Raw genomic sequence first — 20,068 nt, 5'->3', positions numbered from 1 at the left:
TCAATAGCAACCGTACTTGACTCGTAATGTCATCGGTCTTTTCAGGCCATATCATTGCCAGATTGTTTTTGAACCTTAAAGTTAATGCTGAAGCAAATCCATCGCCTGCATCAAATCATCCTGTTCTATTCCATGCTGTTATGGCTTGGCAGTATGTTGCTAGCTGGCAACCTGCTGGCACTGCCCTTGCTCCTGACGCCCCGGTGGCTGCGCGAGCCCCTGGTGCAATGGTCTATCAGCCTGATTTGCCGAATATTTCTCGACGGTGCGGCAGCCTGTCGGCTGATGCGTCTCGATCTATCGGCACTGGACGCACTGAATGGCCGTTCACGCATGCTGCTGGTCCCCAATCATCCCGGCATGATTGATGCCTTTCTGGTGCTGTCTCGGGTCCGGCAGGCCGTCTGTCTGATGAAGGCCAGCATCAGCAGCAATCTGTTTCTGGGGGCAGGCGCCTATCTGGCCGGCTATGTCTCCAACCGGCAGCCGGATCTGATGTTCCGCGCGGCCATACGCAGTGTGGAACAGGGCAATCTGCTGATGATCTTTCCGGAAGGCACCCGCACGACACGCCAGCCGGTCAACCCGCTGCAAGGCTCCGTCGCCCTGATTGCCAAAAAGGCCGCCGCGCCGCTGCAAACCATCCTGATCCGCACGAATTCTGCTTATTTGTCCAAGGGCTGGAAAATTTGGCGCCCACCTGAGTTTCCTTTGGTTTATCGTGCCGAATTGGGCGCGCTATTCGAGCCGGATGATAATCTGGCCATCACGACACTCAAATTGCAGCAATATTTTGAATCACAAATGACGCGATCGATTGATCCCGATCTGCGCATCCGGTGAGTTTCTTGACCATGCAATGGCATTTCAGCTATGTTCCAGCTCATTTTTACTGTGCCAATCTGGCCATTTTAATCCGGCTTTCCGATGAATAATTCCCCCAGCACCAGCCATCTGGTTTTGATCCCGAGTTACAATCCGGGCCCCAAAGTCATTGACACCGTCAAGGAAGCCCGACGCTTCTGGAATCCGGTCTGGGTGGTGGTGGACGGCAGTACGGACGGTTCCGCCGAGGCGCTCCAGGCCCTGGCCGCCGAGGATGACGGCCTGCGCGTCATGGTCTTGCCGCATAACGTCGGCAAAGGTGCCGCGGTCCTGCATGGCCTGGAAATGGCCAGTCAGCAGGGCATGACCCATGTGTTATGCATGGACTCGGATGGACAGCATCCGGCGCAGCGCATCCCCGACTTCATGCACTGCTCCCAGACGCACCCCGAGGCGATGGTACTGGGTGTACCGGTATTCGATGCCAGTGCACCCTCCCTGCGGGTCAAGGGGCGCAAAATCTCCAACTGGTGGGCCAACCTGGAAACGCTGGGCATGGGCATCGGTGATTCGCTGTTTGGTTTCCGTGTTTATCCGGTGGCTCCGTTGCGGCGCGTGATGCGCGGTCAGCGCTGGATGCGTCGTTTCGACTTCGACCCGGAGGCGGTCGTGCGCCTCTGCTGGCTTGGCGTTCGGCCAATCAACCTGCCTGCCGCGGTGAAATACTTCCAGCCAGGAGAAGGCGGGGTTTCCCACTTCAACTACTGGCGGGATAATCGGCTGCTGACCTGCATGCACATTCGTCTGATGATCGGATTCATCCTGCGCCTGCCAATGCTGACCGCGCGGCGACTCCTGACCAGAGTACGCCGGCAAGCCCGTTAAACGTACCACTGCCGAGTCAAGAACCGAAACCTGCCTGTCCATGTCCGCTACACAAATGTTCTACCACCTGCTGATGGAGCAGGTCATGCGCCATCCACTGCCCAGAGTCCCGGAGCACGATGCCGTCATGCGCGATCCGGCGCAGGTGCATGCTTTTGCCGATAGCGGACGTGATCAGGGCATCCTGCAGCCTCTGTATCTTTACCATGCCACGCAATGCCTGCCCGTTCTGCGCACGGGCGATACCGTGCTGGATCTGGCCTGCGGGCCGGCCAATCAACTGGCCTGCATGGCCCGGCTGAATCCGGACTGCCACTTCTTCGGCCTGGATGCCTCTCCGGCCATGCTTGATCTGGCGGGAGAAACGCTGCGGCAGCAGCAGATCGATAACGTCACGCTCATGCAAGGCGATATCACCAATCTTCATTTTCTCCATCAGGCCTCGCAGGATGCCGTGATGTGCACCATGTCACTTCACCATTTGCCCGATACCCGGTCGCTCGGACAGGCCAGCAGGGAAATCCGTCGAGTCCTGCGTCCTGGCGGCGGGCTGTATCTGGCTGATTTCGGGCGGCTGAAGCGCCTGGCCAGCCAACGCTACTTTGCCCATGATCGCGCCAGCGAGCAGTCCCCCGCCTTTACGCGCGACTTCCTGGCCTCGCTGCGCGCAGCATTCAGCGTGGCCGAAATGCGCCACGCATTACAGTCGGCCAATCTGGAAACCCGCACCGATCAAACGGCACTGGCCCCCTTTCTGATGATCTTTCGCAGTACCACGCGAAGACAAATTGACCGGCCCCTGCAACAGCGCTGGCAACAGGCGTGGCATACGCTGGACGCGCAGGCACAACAGGATTTTCACAACCTGGTGCGCTGGTTTCGCCTGGGCGGCCTGGCCTTGCCGCCAGGGATTCCGGGCTGAATCGACCCTCACCCCTGCACTTGCTGCAAGTCGCCCTGAGGGACAGGCTTGCCCCCCGATCGCTGCCCCAGCCATACCCCGAGCAAAATGGCCAGACAGGCCAGCCATTGCAGACGCGTCAGGCGCTCGTCCAGCAGCATGAAGGCCAGTGCCATGGAAAACAGCGGAATCAGGTTGGTAAAAACGGCGGCATGCGCCACCGGAACGCGGCTGATGGCCCAGGTATACAGCGCAAACGCCCCCAGGGTCACCACCGCCCCCAGATACACCAGCCACACACAAGGCCAGAACGGCCAGGCCGTCGGCCAGGTGCCCCATGGGGTCAACAGGCCGAAGCCAAACCACAGCAGGCCAATCATGGTCTGGATGAAAATAATGGTCAGCGGGGCATAGCGTGCGGCAAGACGTTTGAGCAGCAGCATATAGCCGACCCCGCACAGCACGGCCAGCAACTCCAGGAAATTGCCCAGCAAGGGATTCGGTGCATTGGCCGAGGCAGGCGAAGCCAGGGTCAGGGCCAGCGCGCCCATGGTGGAAATCACCACGCCAGCCCAGCTGCCGGCTCGCTGCGGTTCGCGCAGCCACAGCCAGGCACTCAGGGTCGCCAGCACCGGAATCAGCGCAGCCAGCACGGAGGCTTGCGAAGCACTGGTCAGCTTGAGTGCGGCAGACTCGAACAGGAAATACAGACAAGGCTGGCACAGCCCCAGCAGCAACAGACTGCGCCAGTCCTCGCGCCGAACGCGTAGTGAAACGCGCAGCACGCCGAGCAAGGGCAGCAGACAGAGCATGGCAATGGCCATGCGGGCAAACAGGACGAAAACCGGATCAAAGCTCAGGAAAATATACTTGACCGCAATAAAGGTACTGGCCCACAGCAGCATGGACAGCAGCAGGACAACATAAGGCATGACCAAACACTTTCATACGGAATAAATTATCTACCACTTTACTCCTATCCCCCTCAGGGAAGCGATGTCTTCCGCGCGCAGACTGCCGCCCAGCAGGCCGAGCGGCACCAGATCCAAAGACCATGCCTGCCACATGGACAATAAATCCACGTTGAAACTATACATATTCATTAATAGTATTAACTAAAACGATCACACCCAGACAACAAACCTTAAGCGTTTGCTAACAACGCAGACTGTCCCTCTCGCGGAGAACAAGAACATGAAACTGTCCACCAGACTGGCCATTATCGTCATCGCGGCGATTCTCGGCCTCATCACCATTGGCGGCGTGGCGCTGCACACCCTGAACCGAACCATTCTCGACGAGCGTCAGACCAGCCTGTCCCTGGTTCTGCGACTAGCCAGTCATGAGATTGCCACCTATCAGGCTCTGGAAAAATCCGGCAAGCTGACGCGCGAACAAGCGCAACAGCAAGCCATGAGCGCCATTCGTGGTCTGCGTGAGGCGGACGATTATGTGTTCATCCGTCGGATGGATGGCTACGTGCTGGTGCATCCGGACGCCCGCAAGGAGGGCAAGATCGATTCTGGCGGCACCTTGCCGGATGGCCGCACCAGTATGCAGGGTTATCGTGAGGCTGTTGCCCAGAGCAAGATCGGCTTCGTCAGCACCGTCACCAAACGTCCCAATGGCAATGATCTGGTCCCCAAGCTGGTGGGGATCACGCATATTGATGACTGGGACTGGCTGGTCGGCTGTGGCACCTATATCGATGACGTCAACACCATCTTCTGGCAACAGGCAATCAAATTCGTCTGTATCGGCCTGGTGGTCATGATGCTGGTGATCGCTGCCGCCGCACTGCTGGCCCGCCAGATCTATCGCCGTCTCGGCGGGGAACCCGACTATGCCGCCGAGGTGGCCACCGCGATTGCGCGCGGTGACCTGAGCCAGGAAATCCAGGGCTCCCCGGCCAGCGACAGTTTGCTGGGTGCCATCAACGTCATGCAGCACAATCTGCAGAAAGTGGTCCACGATATTCAACAGGGGGCACGCAAGCTGCACGACACGGCGCAATCGATCTCCGGTCGCATGGCCCAGATCTCCTCGGCCTCGCACGAATCCTCGACTGCCACCACCGCCACGGCCGCGGCGATCGAACAACTGTCGGTCAGCGTGGATCAGATCTCGGACAGTGCCCGCGAAACCGAAAGCAACTCGGCTCAGGCCAGCAAGCTGTCCGAACAAGGCGGACAGCTGGTCAATCAGGCCGCGCAGGAAATCCAGCGTGTCGCCAGCCAGGTTGAAGATGCCTCGCGTACCATTGCCTCACTGGATGAGCGGGCCGGCACCATCGACACCATTGCCAACGAAATCAAGGACATTGCCGACCAGACCAACCTGCTGGCCTTGAACGCAGCCATTGAGGCGGCACGGGCCGGTGAACAGGGACGTGGTTTTGCCGTGGTGGCCGATGAGGTGCGCAAGCTGGCCGAACGGGCCGGCAATGCGACCGGAAAGATCACCGAGATGATCAACGCCATCCAGCAGGACACGCACTCGGTGGTCGGCAGCATGCAGCAGATCAAGCCGCAAGTGGCCCTCGGGGTGGACAAGGCCTCGCAGGCCGCCGAAGCCTTGCGCCAGATCAGCGAGGGGACGTCGGAAACCCTGCACAAGATTCGCGAAGTGGCCCACTCGACCTCGGAGCAAAGCATCGCCAACAGCAATGTGGCCAGCAATGTCGAGAAAATTGCTCACATGGTGGAAGAGTCGGCCCTGTCAGTTCAGGCCGCGCGTGACAGTGTGCTGGAACTGGAAAAGCTGGCTGGTGAATTGAATCAGTCGGTGGCCAGCTTCAAGGTCTGAGTCATTCTGATGGACGGCCAAAGACCCCGGACGGGTTCCGGGGTCTTTGACCACTACTACCTGCCAGTCCGGCACGGTGCCGTGGGAGCGGACGGCGCGGACTGACGGGTTTAATCAGCCTGTGGCTGCGGGATGACCTTGGTCACGTCTTCTTCGGCCGACTCGGCCTTGTCAGAGCGGACCGACAGCAGGAACAGCGCCAGGGCAACGATCAAGGTCAAGGCCAGTTGACCCTGCGTCCCGCCGGCAATGGCGACAAAGCAGAACAGCATGCCGAGGATCGCGGCGGCAGTCAGCAAGGCACCCTTCTTTTCCTGACGCTTCAGCAGATACAGGATCGAGTAGAAGTACGGGAACAGGACAAACAGCGAAGCCAGTACAGCCGTGGTACCGAAAATCGAGACCAGGTTCTGCTTCATGATGATGGCGACGATCATGGCCGCGGTCATGATGGCAGCTTCAATGATGATGCCCTTGGCCGGCACACCACGTGCGTTGGTTTCAGCAAAGATTTTCGGCAGCGTGCCATCCTTGCCCGCGCGGGCGGCGGCTTCGGCCACGATGAAGATCCAGGAGCACAGCGAGGCAAAGCACAGCACCGACTCGGCAGCGGCCACCAACGGGCCCAGCTTCGGCGAGAACAGCGTGCTGACGGCCAGCACCCACGGTGCAGGCGTATTGGCCAGTTCCTTCATGGTGAACAGACCACCAACGACCGTGCACGACAGGAAGTAAGCCAGACATACCAGACCAACACCCAGCATGGTGGCCAGCGGAACGGTACGGGTCGGGTTCTTCACCAGGCCACTGTTGACGCTGGCGGTTTCAACACCGAGGAAGCTCCACAGGCAGACCAGAATGCCGGAGAAGATGGCCGACATGGAGCTGGTACCGGAGACATTCCAGTTCTGCGAGAACAGGGTCGGGCTGAAATCGACCCAGCCATAGGAGCCGACCGAGACAATCTGCAGCGCAATCATCACGACACCCAGCGTCGCCAGACGGGCCACCCAGCCAATCCCCATCATGGCGATAAAGGCCAGTATCCAGGTTTCGACAATAATGGCGATCGAGGAGACCAGCGGATCCTGCAGCACCGGGAACAGCATGCTGAAATAGGCGATCGAGGTGGCTGCGACGGCGAGGTTACCGGTCAGGTTGGCCAGAACGTAGAAAATCTGCGTCTGACGCCCAAGCACCGGCGAAACCTTGGAGGCATAGGCCACGACACCACCTTCGGCCGGATCGACAATCGCCAGCCGGGAAAACACCAGTGCCAGAGAAACAGCCCCCACGATGGCAATCAGCCAGCTGACCATCCCAATGGTGCCGATCGATGCCATATAGGCCGGAACCATGGAAATACCCGAGCCCAGCATATTTGCCATGACCAGAAACGTAGCTAGACCTACGCCAATTTTATATTCGGACTTCATTATTACCCCCAGTGCCAGGTTGATATTGCCAACAACGCTGCATGGCATGGTCTGTCATCGCACAAAGCAAAAAGAATGGATTGGCAAAATGACAGCTGCCAAGGAGAAACCATTAAAGGCTGACTGACCGGATTCCCTTACGGAAAACGGACAGGTTGGAATGGTCTGGTGCCTGACTCAAAACGTGCAGCACCAACCAGATCGGGGGTAGTAAAACAAGCGAGGCTGTTTTCGAATCACCAACTTCCTCGAGTCAAAGCCTATCTTAGCAATGACATATTTTCAAGACATTAAATAACTCTAATGCATATGTTTGACTTAAAGCAAAGGGGGTAATTCTGCCTGAATGCTAATAAAACCCGGCCTGAACAGCTGAATGAGCGAACCGTGATATCGCACAGAAGGACGCTGAATCAAGGGGATACCTCGCTCAGCCGGCGCATCAGACCGATCCTGGGCCGATGATGAAGCATGGGGAACAACAGGCACAGACAACGGTCAGATTCGGGTTACTCCGAACAAGCCCGCCGCACGCGACAGGAGCGCAATCCGCATGACCACGACCACCCCTTACGATACCCATCGCCTCTATCTGACGCTGCGAAAAACCGGTGTGGATGATGCGACCGCGAGCCGGGTGCTCAGACTGGTGGCAATGGTGACAGGCGCGATCCGCCAGGAGGCGGAAAACCGCTACGTCAGCCGCCCGGAGGCAGAGGCAGAGCGCAGCGCCATCGTACTGGCCATGGCAGATCTGCGCCGCGATCTGACGGCCGAGACCCAGAGCCTGCGCAGCGAACTCACCACTGAAACGCAGAACCTGCGCTGCGAACTGGCCGCCCAGGCCCAGAGCCTGCGCAGCGAGCTGGCCGCCGAGGCCCGGAGTCTTCGCAGCGAGCTGGCCAGCGAAGCCCAAAGCCTGCGCAGCGAGCTGGCCAGCGAAGCCCAAAGCCTGCGCAGCGAGCTGGCTGCCGAAACGCAGGGGCTGCGCTGTGAAATACATGATTTGCGAACCGAGATGCACGGGCTGCACAGCAACATGCACGCCACCATCAACCGCATGACCTTTGCCATCATTGGCGCCATGATCGCCATCGTTACCATCATGCCGGTGCTGGCACGGCAACTCGGGCTGGACGGAAGCTAGCCCCCCCTCCTCTGCTCAGCGCTGCAGAAAGGGCACCAGCGTCTCTGCCAGCACGACAGCGTCAAATTTCGAGACATAGGCATCCACGCCGGCATTGGCACCCATTGCCTTGCTGGCACTGGAAGACAGTGAGGAGTGCATGATGACCGGAATGCCATGGAAGCGCTTGTCCGACTTGACCTTGCGGGTCAGGGTATAACCGTCCATCTCCGGCATTTCCGCATCGACCAGAATGACCTTCAGATGATCGTGCAGGGTTTCGCCGTCGTCGAAACGGTGCCCGGCGAGCAGGTTGAGCCGCTCCCAGGCTTCGCGTCCATTATTGGCCTGCTGGAAGCGCACGCCCATTTTCTCCAGAACCGTGGTGATCTCCTTGCGGGCAATCACCGAGTCGTCACAGAAGAAGACATACTGATCCGGGGCAAGCGCAACTCTCGGCACATCCGGGATCACCGCCTCGCCGGTCACGCGCGTCAGAATCTGCTCGACATCCAGAATGGAGACCAGACTGCCGTCGTCCATTTCGGTCACGGCAGTAATCAGACCGGATTGCTCTGCCCCGGCACCGACCAGCATGATGCGATCGGGCGAGCGGATTTTCTCCCAGTCGACCCGGATGATGCGATCCACGGCATCCACCAGAAAGGCGTAGGAGCCGCGATTGAACTCGGTCACGATCATGGTGGGGTATTCCCGGTCTGCCGGGCCATGGATGAAATCAGCCAGCTTCAGCACCGGGATGATATGCCCACGCATCGACAGCACCCCGACCACCCCTTCCGGCATGTTCGGCGTCTTGGTAATGGCTGGTGCCTGAGCCACCTCACGGACCTTGAACACATTGATGCCGAAGATTTCCCGCGTTCCGAGTGAAAACAGCAGGATTTCCATGCCGCCGGCACTTTCACGTTGCCCGCCGGCAGGAGAAAACAGGGACACCTCTTTAGCATGCATGGAAACACCTCGACAGGGTTAAGGCCCGCACAATCAAAAGATTCGTCAGCGCAATCTGACAGGCGCTGGCTCACATGGCAATCTGCCGTGCACCAGAAAGACAAAAAGCCCGACTTCGCCAACCATTTTATCTGGTGTTGAAATCGGGCTTTTCAGAATGCTGGCGGAGAGAGGGGGATTCGAACCCCCGTCAGGGTATTACCCTGAACACGCTTTCCAGGCGTGCGACTTAAACCACTCATCCATCTCTCCGGATTGTCGCCTCTGAGCGAGTTTTCGACCTCAGAGGCTGCGCAGTATAAAAGCCCGGCCGGGTTTTGGCAAGCCTTTTGCTGAGGAATTCTCCTACGCCTTCAGGCGCCGTCTGCTCAGGCTCGGCCAAGACCTCAGCGACATCTTCGGGTAGAATCAATGCATCTGCCTATTGTTCAAGTTACCAACAATGCGTATAGCCCTTGCTCAGTTCAACCCGGTGGTCGGCGACATTGCCGGCAATACCGACAAGATTCTCGCCCTGGCCGAGCAGGCCATTGCCCAGGGGGCGGAGGTGCTGGTCACACCAGAGCTGGCGCTGACCGGCTACAGCCCGGAAGACCTGCTGCTGCGCGATCATTTTTACCGCGAATGCAGCAAGGGCCTGGGCCGTCTGATGGATCTGGATGGGATCACCCTGGTTGTCGGTCACCCCTTCAAACAGGGCAATGAGCGCTTCAATGCCGCCACCGTGCTGCGCGACGGCAACCGGCTTGGCACCTACTGCAAGATGATGCTGCCGAACGAAGAAGTATTCGACGAGTGCCGTTACTTCACCCCCGGCGCCGCGCCGCTGGTCTTCGAACAGAACGGTGTCAAAGTGGGCGTGGTGATCTGTGAGGATATCTGGCAGGTCGAACCGGCCGCCGCGGCGGCAGAAGAAGGGGCGGAGGTTCTGGTGGTCCTGAATGCATCCCCCTTCCATCGCAACAAGGTCGAAACCCGCCACGAGGTGGTGCGTTACCGCTGCGAAGAGACCGGCCTGCCGATTGCCTATGTGAACCTGGTTGGTGGTCAGGATGAACTGGTGTTTGACGGTGCTTCGTTTGCCCTGGACAAGTCAGGTCAGGTGGTGGCGCAGGCCGGCACCTGCCGCGATGAGCTGCTGCTGCTGGACATGGTCGATGGCGACTTCCGCCAGGGCAGCATGGCGCCCCTGCCGGACACACTGGAAAGCACCTACCAGGCACTGGTGCTCGGGGTGCGCGACTATATCGGCAAGAACGGCTTTCCGGGCGTCTTGCTTGGCCTGTCCGGCGGGATCGACTCGGCGCTGACCATGGCCATCGCCTGCGACGCCCTGGGCGCCGACAAGGTTCACGCAGTCATGATGCCCTCGCGCTATACCGCCGACATCAGCGTGAATGACTCCCGCCAGATGGTGCAGACCCTCGGCGTGAAATACGACGAGATCGAAATCTGGCCGATGTACGAACGGTTCATCGACGGCCTGGCCCCCGCCTTTGCCGGCCTGAAGGAAGACACGACCGAGGAGAACCTGCAGGCCCGTATCCGCGGGACCTTGCTGATGGCGCTCTCCAACAAGACCGGCAAGCTGGTGCTGACGACCGGCAACAAATCGGAAATGACCACCGGCTACTGCACGCTGTACGGCGACATGGCCGGCGGCTTTGCCGTGCTGAAGGATGTAGCCAAAACCCTGGTCTACCAATTGGCCAACTGGCGCAACCGTGATGGCGAGGTGATTCCGCAGCGCATCATCACCCGCCCGCCTTCCGCCGAACTGCGCCCGGATCAGACCGATCAGGACAGCCTGCCGCCTTACGATGTGCTGGACGCCATCATGGCGCGCTATATGGAAGACAATCAGTCGGCCGCCGAGATCATTGCCGCCGGCTTTGAGCGGGCCGATGTCGAGCGGGTGGTACGCCTGCTGAAAATCAATGAATACAAGCGGCGCCAGGCGCCGGTCGGACCGCGCATCACGCATCGCGGCTTCGGCAAGGACTGGCGCTATCCGATCACTAACCGCTTCAGCTGAGTTCCCATGAAAAAATTCCTACTTGCCGCCAGCCTGCTGGCGCTGGCCGGCAGCCTGCAGGCTGCGGCAATTCCTCAGCTCAAGGCCTTCATTGCCAGTACCTCGACCCTCACGGCCGACTTCCAGCAGGTCATCAGCAGCAAGGGCAAGCGCAACGAGGCCAGCGGCACCCTGTCGATCGCCCGCCCGGGCAAGTTCCTCTGGGTGTACACCAAGCCCTACGACCAGATTATCGACGGCGATGGCAAACGGCTGTGGATCTACGACAAGGAGCTGGCACAGGTCACCACCCGGCCGCTGAATGCCGCACTGGGCTCCAGCCCGGCGGCCCTGCTGGCCGGCAGCAATGCCATCGAGCGCGACTACAAGCTGAAGGAATCCGGCAGCGACAAGGGACTGGAGTGGCTGACCGCCACGCCGAAGAAGGATGAAAACACCTTCCGCGCGATCCGCATGGGCTTCAGCAACAATGTCCTGCAGGTCATGGAGCTGTCGGATACCTTTGGTAACCTGACCCACATCAGCTTCAGCAATATGAAGAAGAATCCGGACCTGCCGGCCAACCTGTTCCACTTCACCCCGCCCAAGGGCGTGGATGTCATCAGTGATCAGTAACCATGGCTGACCTGTTTGCCGCCGAACCCGCCAAGCCGCTTGCCGAGGCCCTGCGCCCCGACAAGCTGGATGCGGTCATCGGCCAGCAGCACCTGATCGGCCCCGGCAAGCCGCTGCGGGTGGCGATCGACAGCGGCATTCCGCACTCGATGATTCTCTGGGGGCCACCAGGGGTGGGCAAAACCACGCTGGCCCGCATTCTCGCCAATGGCTTCGCCGCTGAATTCATCCCGGTGTCGGCCGTGCTGGCCGGGGTCAAGGAAATCCGCGAAGCGGTCGAGCGTGCCCATCAGGTGCTGGCACTGCACGGTCGGCGTACCATTCTGTTCGTCGATGAAGTACACCGCTTCAACAAAAGCCAGCAGGATGCCTTCCTGCCCTTTGTCGAATCCGGACTGCTGACCTTTATCGGCGCCACCACGGAAAATCCGTCTTTCGAGGTCAACGCGGCGCTGCTCTCGCGTGCCCAGGTCTATGTACTGACACCGCTGGCCAACAGTGAGTTGCAGGCCCTGCTGGAGCGCGTGCAGCAGCTCGGCGAGCTCAGCGGCCTGCGCATCGAGCAAAGCGCTGTCGACACCCTGATCGGCTATGCCGACGGCGATGCCCGGCGCTTTCTCAATCTGATCGAACAGGCGCGCACGGCGGCGCGCGCGCGCAAAACCGACAGCATCGATGCGGCCTTCCTCAGTGAGGTGCTCTCGCTGAACGCGCGTCGTTTCGACAAAGGTGGCGATGCCTTCTACGACCAGATCTCGGCCCTGCACAAATCGGTGCGGGGCTCCAACCCGGATGCCGCGGTGTACTGGCTGACGCGCATGCTGGACGGCGGGGCCGACCCGCGCTATCTGGCACGACGGCTGGTGCGCATGGCCTGGGAAGATATCGGCCTGGCCGATCCGCGCGCCGCCCGCGTGGCACTGGATGCCGCTGACACCTTTGAACGTCTGGGCAGCCCGGAAGGGGAACTGGCACTGGCCCAGGCGGCGATTTATCTTGCCGTGGCCGCCAAGAGCAATGCGGGCTACATGGCGTATAATGCGGTTCGTGCCCATATTCGCCAGGACGGCTCGCGGCCGGTTCCGGTGCATCTGCGCAATGCCCCTACCCGGCTGATGAAAGAGCTGGGCTACGGCAAGGAATACCGATACGCCCACGACGAACCGCACGCCTACGCTGCGGGCGAAACCTATTTGCCTGACGGGCTGGAAGACCAGCAATGGTACTTTCCGGTCAATCGCGGGCTGGAAGCAAAAATTCAGGAAAAACTGGCGTTCCTGCATCAGCTCGATCAGGACGCCAAGGATAAACAGGACTAGCTATGCTCGACATTCAATTGCTTCGCACCGATCTGGACAATGTGGCCAAACGACTGGCCGGCCGTGGATATCAGCTGGATACCGCGCTGTTCTCGCAACTGGAATCCGAACGCAAGACCCTGCAGACCCGCATGCAGGAGCTGCAGGCGCAGCGCAACGCCAGCTCCAAGCAGATTGGCGAAGCCAAGCGCAAGGGCGAAGACGCCAGCGCCATCCTGGCGCAGGTTGCCACTTTGGGCGATGAGCTGAAAGCGGCGGAAGACGCTTTTGCCGCCGTACAGGGCAAGCTCGACCAGTGGCTGATGAGCATCCCCAACCTGCCGCACGAGTCGGTACCGGTCGGCAAGGACGAGCATGACAATACCGAAGTGCGCAAGGTCGGCGTACCGCGTCACTTCGAGTTCGAGGTCAAGGACCACGTCGATGTCGGCGCACCGCTGGGCATGGACTTCGAGACCGGCGCCAAGCTGTCCGGCGCCCGCTTCACCGTGCTGCGCGGCGGCATGGCCCGTCTGCATCGCGCCCTGGCGCAATTCATGCTCGATACCCACACCAGCGAGCATGGCTACCGCGAACACTACACGCCTTACATCGTCAACGCCGATGTGCTGTACGGCACCGGCCAGTTGCCGAAATTTGCCGAAGACATGTTCAAGGTCACCAAGGGTGGCGACGAAAACGGCCCGGATCAATACCTGATCTCCACCTCGGAAATCTCGCTGACCAACACCGTGCGCGAAAGCATCCTCAAGGCCGAAGACCTGCCGCTCAAGCTGACGGCACATTCGCCCTGCTTCCGTTCCGAAGCCGGCTCCTATGGCCGTGACACCCGCGGTTTCATCCGCCAGCACCAGTTCGACAAGGTCGAAATGGTACAGATCGCCCATCCGGACCACTCGATGGCCGCGCTGGACGAAATGGTCGGCCACGCCGAAACCATTCTGAAGAAGCTGGAACTGCCCTACCGTGTCATCACCCTGTGCACCGGCGACATGGGCTTTGGTGCCATCAAGACCTTCGACCTGGAGGTCTGGCTGCCAGCGCAGAACACCTATCGCGAAATCTCCAGCTGCTCGAACTGCGGCGATTTCCAGGCGCGCCGCATGATGGCGCGCTTCAAGGATGAAAGCGGCAAGAACCAGTACGTTCATACCCTGAACGGCTCTGGCCTGGCCGTGGGCCGCACCCTGGTCGCCGTCCTGGAGAACTACCAGAACGCCGATGGCAGCGTGACCATTCCGGCCGTGCTGCGCCCCTATATGGGCGGCATGGAAACCCTGCGCGCCTGATACCCGGCAGACAGTCATAAAAAAAACCGCCTCAGGGCGGTTTTTTTTATCGTGAGGCAGCCACCCGGCACAAGGCTCGGGCAACCTGCCGGCTATTGCAGCAGCGAGGTAAACGCAGCACGCCCCTCGCGACGCAGCAGGCTTTCAAAGGCCTCCGCTGTCATCGGGCGGCTGTAGAAGTATCCCTGGCCGGCATGGCAGCCCTGGGCGATGAGGAAGTCTCGCTGTTCGGGGCGCTCGACCCCTTCTGCGACCAGATCCAGCCCCAGGCTGTGGGCAATCGAGATAATGGCGCGGGTGATCGCCACATCATCACTGTCGGCGTGCAGATCCATGATGAAAGAGCGATCAATCTTCAGGCCCTGCACCGGCAATCGCTTCAGATAGGACAGCGAGGAATAGCCGGTGCCGAAGTCGTCAATCGACAGATACACCCCCAGCTGCTTGAGTTGCTGCAGCACGTCGGTCATGGCCTCACCTTCGTCCATGGCCACACTCTCCGTCACCTCCAGCTCCAGACATTCACTGGGCAGGTCAAACCGCTGCAAACTCTGGCGCACGGTATCGACGATGCTGCCGTACTTGAACTGACGACCGGATACATTGACTGCAATGCGTCCGGCAGGCAAGCCGGCATCGCGCCAGCGGCGCATATGCCCGCAGGCGGTATGCAATACCCACTCACCGATATTGATGATCAGGGAGCTGTCTTCGGCAATCGGAATGAACTCGTCCGGCGGCACCAGCCCCCGCTCCGGATGTCGCCAGCGGATCAGGGCTTCGGCACCGCACAGCTCACCGCTGCTCAGGTCCACCTTGGGCTGGTACCACAGCTCCAGCTCGTCCTGCGCCAGACCGCGCCGCAACGCCGACTCCAGGCTCAGTCGCTCCAGCGCACGGGCATTCATGTCCCCGGCGTAGAACTGGAAGGTATTCTTGCCACATTCTTTGGCCCGCACCATGGCGGCATCGGCATTGGCCAGCAGGCCCTGCGCCGAACGACCATCGGCCGGATACAGGCTGATCCCGATACTGGCTGACACAAAGACATCATGACCGGCAACCATGCGCTCGCCGGACAGCGCATCCAGCAGGTTCTGCGCCTGGCAGGCCACCTGCTGCACACTCTCGATTTCCGGAATCAGCACCACAAACTCATCGCCGGCCAGCCGGCCGCACAAGCTGCCCTCCGGCATCAGATCCTGCATGGTATCGGCCACCCGCGTCAGCAGCTCATCGCCCGCCTTGTGCCCCAGGGTATCGTTGAACAACTTGAAGCGATCCAGATCGACATACAGCAGCGCCAGGCTGATTTCATTGGTGGCGGCCTGCTCCAGAGCCTCCTGCAGACGTTCGGTAAACAGCAGCCGGTTGGCCAGCCCGGTCAGGGCATCATGACTGGCGAGAAATTTCAGGCGAGCCTCGGTCTGCTTGCTTTGGGTAATGTCAGAGAATACGCCGACGAAATAGTGCGCCTGCCCCTCCTCACCCGTCACGGCGGTGACACTCAGATGCTCGGTATACAGACTGCCGTCTTTGTGGCGATTGATGACTTCGCCCTGCCAGCGTCCTTCGCTGAGCAGGCAATGCCAGAAATGCTGGTAAAAACCAGGCGGCTGTTTGCCGGACGACAAAACCGACGGCGACTTGCCGACGACTTCGTCGGTCGCGTATCCCGTGATGCGGCAGAATGCCGGGTTGACGGACTGGATCAAGCCATCCCCGTCGGTAATCATGATGCCTTCGCGGGTCGACTCGAAAACCGTTTCCGCCAGCAACAGGCTGCGCTGCGATTCGGACAGTGCCCGGTCGCGCTCGAACAGCATCTGGTGCAGTTCCAGCAGAAAAGCCTGCTCGATGCTGTGCAGAATATCGGAGAAGCCGACCAGCCCGACCAGCTCGCCCTCGTTGTCCAGTACACCGAGGTGGCGAATGTGATGGGTGAGCAGCAGATTGCGGGCATCGGCCAGCGTGGTACGACCACTGACGGCCAACAGCGAGCGCGTGCAGTACGACGACAGCGGGCCCTGCGGCATGCCCTGCGCCATCAGACGCACGACATCACGCTGAGTCAGAATCCCATAGCTGGCACGCCCCAGGCGCACCACCACGGCATCACGACCTTGCGCACGCATCTGGCTCACGGCCTGCTGCAGCGCCTCGTGTCCGTCGAGCATGCAAGGCGTCTGCACCGGCACCGTATCCAGCCGGCGCAAGGCCAGAAAAGCGTCACTACCTTGTTGGCGAATGATGTCGGACATCGACAGGATGCCCAGGGGGTGCTGATCGTGCTCGATCAACGCATGACGAATGCGCTTGTCGTGAAACATCACTACGGCATCCTGCACAGTGGTTTCCGGCGGCAGGGTTGCCACCGGGGAGGTCATCACATCTGACAGGCGTAATGGGGCGACGGCGCCTTCATGCAACTCTGGGCGTACCGCGTCTGTCTCGGTCCAGATGCCCAGCGCTCGACCGGCTTCATCCACGATCAGAATCGCACTGCACCGGCGTTCGGACATGCGTTGGGCAGCCTCGGTCACCAGCATGGAGGGGGGGCCTGTAAGGATTTCCCGGCTCATGATGCTGCTGACAGGCTGAAACAAAATCGACATCATTTACTATTTAAACATTCTATTTAATATTACACCTGTAATTGAACAGCATTCTATTTATATCTGAGTTTACCCGCAATAACTATGACAAAGATGAATAGGTCGAGGTTCAGTCGATGGCGATTTGGCGAGCACAAAAAACAAGACCCCGCCGCCGGAAACCGGCGACGGGGTCGTATGCCATGACAATCAGGACTTGTCTTTGTCGCCGTAAGGCGGGAAGCCGAAGCCGGAGAACATCTGCTTGGCCTGTTCCTGCATGCGGGTCTGCATCTCCAGGTACATGCCGGTGCTCTGCTCGAGATAATTCGACATCATGTTCTGCATTGCCGGCCCCTGGAATTTCATGAACTCGCTCCAGAGATTGGTATTGAACATGGCGTTATCGCCATACAGCGCCTGAGCCTGCTCGCGGATTTTCAGCTGCAGCTGCTCGAACATCTGCAGGTTCTTCTCCAGGAAGGGCCCCATCATGCCCTGCATGGCCTGGCCATAGAAACGGATGAACTGGGTCAGTACCTCGTAGCTGAACATCGGGGCACCACCGTTTTCTTCTTCCAGGATGATCTGCAGCAGCACGCTGCGGGTGATGTCCTCTTGCGTCTTGGCATCCACCACCTGGAGGTCGACCTGGTCAAGCACCAGCTGCTTGACATCACCCAGAGTGATGTAGGAGCTGGTCGCCGTGTCATACAGGCGACGGTTCGGGTATTTTTTGATGACCCGCTTTTCAACACTCATTCAATACTCCCTGTATTGTGTGTGAGCCTACACTGTCGAATCTACCATAAATGCAACAGTCTAAAGCAATAGCACTAGAATTTTGGCAATTGTACATGATACATTCTGCCGTCATGTTGCGGTGCGTCAATTTATTATGGCCATCGCGCATTTTATCGACTCCTGCGAGGGTACAACATGTTTGCCATCAACGAATCATTCAGCCAGTTTTCCAGTAACGGTTTTGAAAACCTGCTGCGCCTGGCGCAGATCTCTCTGGACAGCAGCGAACGCCTGATCAAGCAACAGTTCGAGCTCTCCAAGCAGGTGCTTGAAGAGAATGTCAAGATTGCTCAGGAACTGAGCAGCCTGAAAGATCCGCAACAGGCGCTGGGCCAGATCAACAAGGTCTTCAGCCAATCCTTCCAGCAATCGCTGAAAAACTCCCGCGGTCTGTACGAGATCGTGTCGCAGACGCAAAGCGAACTGACTGCCCTGACCGAAGACAGCCTGGCTCGCCTGAACAAGTCTCTGCTCAGCTCGCTGGATACCCTGTCGCAGAACAGCCCGGCCGGTTCCGATGCCGCGCTCAATGCGATCAAGTCTTCGTTTGCAGCCGCCTCGGCCACCATCGGCAGTCTGACCCGTGCCGCCCAGCAAGTGGCCGAGTTTGCCGATACCAGCGTCAAGGCCGCCACCAGCGCCACGGCCGATGCCGCCAAGACCCCGACCAAGCGCGGTGCCGCCGCACAGGGCTGACCCCCCGCTTGCCGGTCTGACAGCGGCCACCCCTGGGTGGCCGCTGTTGCTTTGCACAGCGCCACCGCACAGGAAGTCATGCAAGGCAGGTCAGACAGGTTTACAATCCGGGGTTTTGAACCCTCCCTTCATGGTTCAGCGCATGAAAATCAGTCATAACTTCGATGCCGGTAGTATCGAGATCGTTTCCGCTCAACAATTCGACGATATCCAGCTGCGAATCCGTGCGGACAATGCCGCCAGTTTCGCCCAGTGGTTTTATTTCCGCCTGCAAGGCGCGGCGTACGAGAACTGTACCATCCGCTTCCTGAATGCCGGGGCCTGCGCTTACCCCAAGGGCTGGGTCGATTACCAGCCGATGGCGTCCTACGACCGCATCAACTGGTTCCGTGTCCCCGCCGAGTTTGATGGCGAAGTCATGACCATCGAACATGTGCCGCTGGCCAATAGCATCTATTACGCCTATTTCGAGCCTTACTCCTACGAGCAGCACCTGAACCTGATCGGTCAGGCACAGGGCTCGGGGCTTTGCCAGGTATCCTGCCTGGGATCGACCGTGGAAAACCGCGACATCGATCTGCTGACCATCGGCCACGAAGTCGAATCCGACCTGAAGGTCTGGATCATCGCCCGCCAGCATCCCGGCGAGACCATGGCCGAGTGGTTCATCGAGGGACTGCTCAACCGCCTGCTCGACACCCAGGACCCGACATCGCGTGCCCTGCTGGATCGCGCCACCTTCTACGTGGTGCCGAACATGAATCCGGATGGCGCCATTCACGGCAATCTGCGCACCAACGCCGCCGGCGCCAACCTCAATCGCGAGTGGCTGGCCCCGACCGCTGAACGCAGCCCGGAAGTCCTGCATGTCAGAGAGAAGATGCAGCAGACCGGCGTCGACCTGTTTCTCGACATTCATGGCGATGAAGGCCTGCCCTATGTGTTCTTCTCCGGCACCGAGGGTGTGCCTTCCTACGATGCGCGCATCGAAGCCATCGAAAACGAATTCAGGTCACTCTTCAAGCAGGCCAGCCCCGACTTCCAGGACGAGTTTGGCTACGCGCGCAGCGCACCGGGAACCGCCGATTTGTCGATGGCCACCAACTGGGTCGGCGAGCAGTTCCGCTGCCTGGCCTACACGCTGGAAATGCCCTTCAAGGACAATGCCAACCTGCCCGATGACGATTTCGGCTGGAACGGCCAGCGCAGCCTGCGGCTGGGCGAAGCCATGCTGAGCGCCATCTATGGCATTCTCGGCAAGGTACGCTAACGCCGATGCCCGCCGGGCATAAAAAAAGCGCCTGTTAGGCGCTTTTTTATTTGCCTGCCGGCAGAATCAGATTGCCAGATCCTGCATGGTTTTACCGGCGTTCAGCAGCTCCTGTACCCACACCGGCTTGCGGCCACGACCGGTCCAGGTCAGTTCCGGATGCTGCGGATGGCGGTACTTGGCCTCTACCGGCTTGCGCACACCGCCGGACTTGCCGAGGACTTCTTCGATGGTCAGGCCATGGGCCTTGGCCAGATCCATAATCTGCTTTTTAGCCTTGGCTTTTTCTTCTTGCTCGCGAGATTTGATCTCGACATCCAGTTTTGACTTCAAATCAAGCAACTCTGCATAGCTGAGTTTATTCAGTTCCATTTATCTGCCTACCTTGTCATGTTCATTGGGTATCCCACAGAAATATGCGGGAGATAGAATTCATGCATTTACACCTGTTTCGCCAGCCGAGTACCGGCGTACTGGCTGTGTTTTTTATTTA

The 20,068-nt window shown here is 59.5% G+C and carries 17 protein-coding genes and 1 tRNA gene; 11 read left to right on the top strand and 7 right to left on the bottom strand.

The window, feature by feature from the left end; genetic code table 11:
- Positions 1–84 precede the first annotated feature (84 nt).
- From AACH39_RS16900 to AACH39_RS16890, 3 genes are all read left to right on the top strand, one after another.
- Positions 85–843 (top strand): lysophospholipid acyltransferase family protein, encoded by a 759-nt coding sequence (locus tag AACH39_RS16900; RefSeq protein ID WP_215777256.1) that lies wholly within the window; start codon positions 85–87, stop codon positions 841–843.
- 84 nt (positions 844–927) lie between these two features.
- Positions 928–1,710 carry a glycosyltransferase family 2 protein gene (locus AACH39_RS16895; RefSeq protein ID WP_338620628.1) on the top strand — a complete coding sequence of 261 codons (783 nt, stop codon included), beginning with the start codon at positions 928–930 and terminating at the stop codon, positions 1,708–1,710.
- A gap of 40 nt (positions 1,711–1,750) precedes the next feature.
- Positions 1,751–2,632, top strand: a complete 882-nt coding sequence (locus AACH39_RS16890; RefSeq protein ID WP_338620627.1) for a methyltransferase domain-containing protein — start codon at positions 1,751–1,753, stop codon at positions 2,630–2,632.
- 8 nt (positions 2,633–2,640) lie between these two features.
- On the opposite strand, the gene AACH39_RS16885 is transcribed toward AACH39_RS16890, so the two are convergent.
- A complete protein-coding gene (locus AACH39_RS16885) occupies positions 2,641–3,543 on the bottom strand; it encodes a DMT family transporter (RefSeq protein WP_215777264.1) in 903 nt (300 codons plus the stop codon).
- A 262-nt stretch (positions 3,544–3,805) separates the two neighbouring features.
- Here AACH39_RS16885 and AACH39_RS16880 point away from each other — a divergent pair, with 262 nt between their 5' ends.
- The gene (locus AACH39_RS16880; RefSeq protein ID WP_338620626.1) at positions 3,806–5,416 is read left to right on the top strand and encodes a methyl-accepting chemotaxis protein; all 1,611 of its coding nucleotides are present in this window, start codon (positions 3,806–3,808) and stop codon (positions 5,414–5,416) included.
- A gap of 110 nt (positions 5,417–5,526) precedes the next feature.
- On the opposite strand, the gene AACH39_RS16875 is transcribed toward AACH39_RS16880, so the two are convergent.
- Complete coding sequence (locus tag AACH39_RS16875) at positions 5,527–6,852, bottom strand: amino acid permease (protein WP_338620625.1); 1,326 nt, start codon at positions 6,850–6,852, stop codon at positions 5,527–5,529.
- A gap of 553 nt (positions 6,853–7,405) precedes the next feature.
- Between AACH39_RS16875 and AACH39_RS16870 the strand changes: the two genes are divergently transcribed.
- Positions 7,406–7,999, top strand: coding sequence for a coiled-coil domain-containing protein (locus AACH39_RS16870; RefSeq protein WP_215777271.1), 594 nt, complete (start codon positions 7,406–7,408; stop codon positions 7,997–7,999).
- Between the two features lie 15 nt (positions 8,000–8,014).
- Here AACH39_RS16870 and AACH39_RS16865 read toward each other — a convergent pair whose 3' ends face one another.
- Both AACH39_RS16865 and AACH39_RS16860 read right to left on the bottom strand, forming a co-directional pair.
- Positions 8,015–8,953, bottom strand: coding sequence for a chemotaxis protein (locus AACH39_RS16865; protein WP_215777274.1), 939 nt, complete (start codon positions 8,951–8,953; stop codon positions 8,015–8,017).
- A 161-nt stretch (positions 8,954–9,114) separates the two neighbouring features.
- Positions 9,115–9,205, bottom strand: a tRNA-Ser gene (locus AACH39_RS16860).
- A 190-nt stretch (positions 9,206–9,395) separates the two neighbouring features.
- Between AACH39_RS16860 and AACH39_RS16855 the strand changes: the two genes are divergently transcribed.
- From AACH39_RS16855 to serS, 4 genes are read left to right on the top strand one after another with little or no spacing between them, the layout of a single operon-like run.
- Entirely contained in the window at positions 9,396–10,988 is a 1,593-nt protein-coding gene (locus AACH39_RS16855; RefSeq protein WP_215777277.1) for an NAD+ synthase, read from the top strand.
- 6 nt (positions 10,989–10,994) lie between these two features.
- Positions 10,995–11,603, top strand: a complete 609-nt coding sequence (gene lolA, locus AACH39_RS16850; RefSeq protein WP_215777280.1) for an outer membrane lipoprotein chaperone LolA — start codon at positions 10,995–10,997, stop codon at positions 11,601–11,603.
- Between the two features lie 2 nt (positions 11,604–11,605).
- Positions 11,606–12,922, top strand: a complete 1,317-nt coding sequence (locus AACH39_RS16845) for a replication-associated recombination protein A (protein WP_215777283.1) — start codon at positions 11,606–11,608, stop codon at positions 12,920–12,922.
- Between the two features lie 2 nt (positions 12,923–12,924).
- A complete protein-coding gene (gene serS, locus AACH39_RS16840; RefSeq protein WP_215777285.1) occupies positions 12,925–14,211 on the top strand; it encodes a serine--tRNA ligase in 1,287 nt (428 codons plus the stop codon).
- Positions 14,212–14,303: 92 nt separating this feature from the next.
- Here the strand turns inward: serS and AACH39_RS16835 are convergent, their stop codons facing one another.
- The gene (locus tag AACH39_RS16835) at positions 14,304–16,793 is read right to left on the bottom strand and encodes an EAL domain-containing protein (RefSeq protein WP_338620624.1); all 2,490 of its coding nucleotides are present in this window, start codon (positions 16,791–16,793) and stop codon (positions 14,304–14,306) included.
- Between the two features lie 222 nt (positions 16,794–17,015).
- The gene (phaR, locus tag AACH39_RS16830; RefSeq protein WP_215777288.1) at positions 17,016–17,567 is read right to left on the bottom strand and encodes a polyhydroxyalkanoate synthesis repressor PhaR; all 552 of its coding nucleotides are present in this window, start codon (positions 17,565–17,567) and stop codon (positions 17,016–17,018) included.
- A 177-nt stretch (positions 17,568–17,744) separates the two neighbouring features.
- Here phaR and AACH39_RS16825 point away from each other — a divergent pair, with 177 nt between their 5' ends.
- Entirely contained in the window at positions 17,745–18,305 is a 561-nt protein-coding gene (locus AACH39_RS16825) for a phasin family protein (RefSeq protein ID WP_215777290.1), read from the top strand.
- A gap of 142 nt (positions 18,306–18,447) precedes the next feature.
- Positions 18,448–19,575 carry a M14-type cytosolic carboxypeptidase gene (locus tag AACH39_RS16820; RefSeq protein WP_215777293.1) on the top strand — a complete coding sequence of 376 codons (1,128 nt, stop codon included), beginning with the start codon at positions 18,448–18,450 and terminating at the stop codon, positions 19,573–19,575.
- Positions 19,576–19,641: 66 nt separating this feature from the next.
- On the opposite strand, the gene AACH39_RS16815 is transcribed toward AACH39_RS16820, so the two are convergent.
- Positions 19,642–19,947, bottom strand: a complete 306-nt coding sequence (locus AACH39_RS16815; RefSeq protein ID WP_215777295.1) for an H-NS histone family protein — start codon at positions 19,945–19,947, stop codon at positions 19,642–19,644.
- Between the last annotated feature and the right edge of the window lie 121 nt (positions 19,948–20,068).

The organism is Paludibacterium flexuosum, assembly GCF_037076605.1.
Lineage (GTDB): Bacteria > Pseudomonadota > Gammaproteobacteria > Burkholderiales > Chromobacteriaceae > Paludibacterium.
Note: the sequence above shows the minus strand (reverse complement) of the source record. Positions and strands in the feature narration are given on the sequence as shown.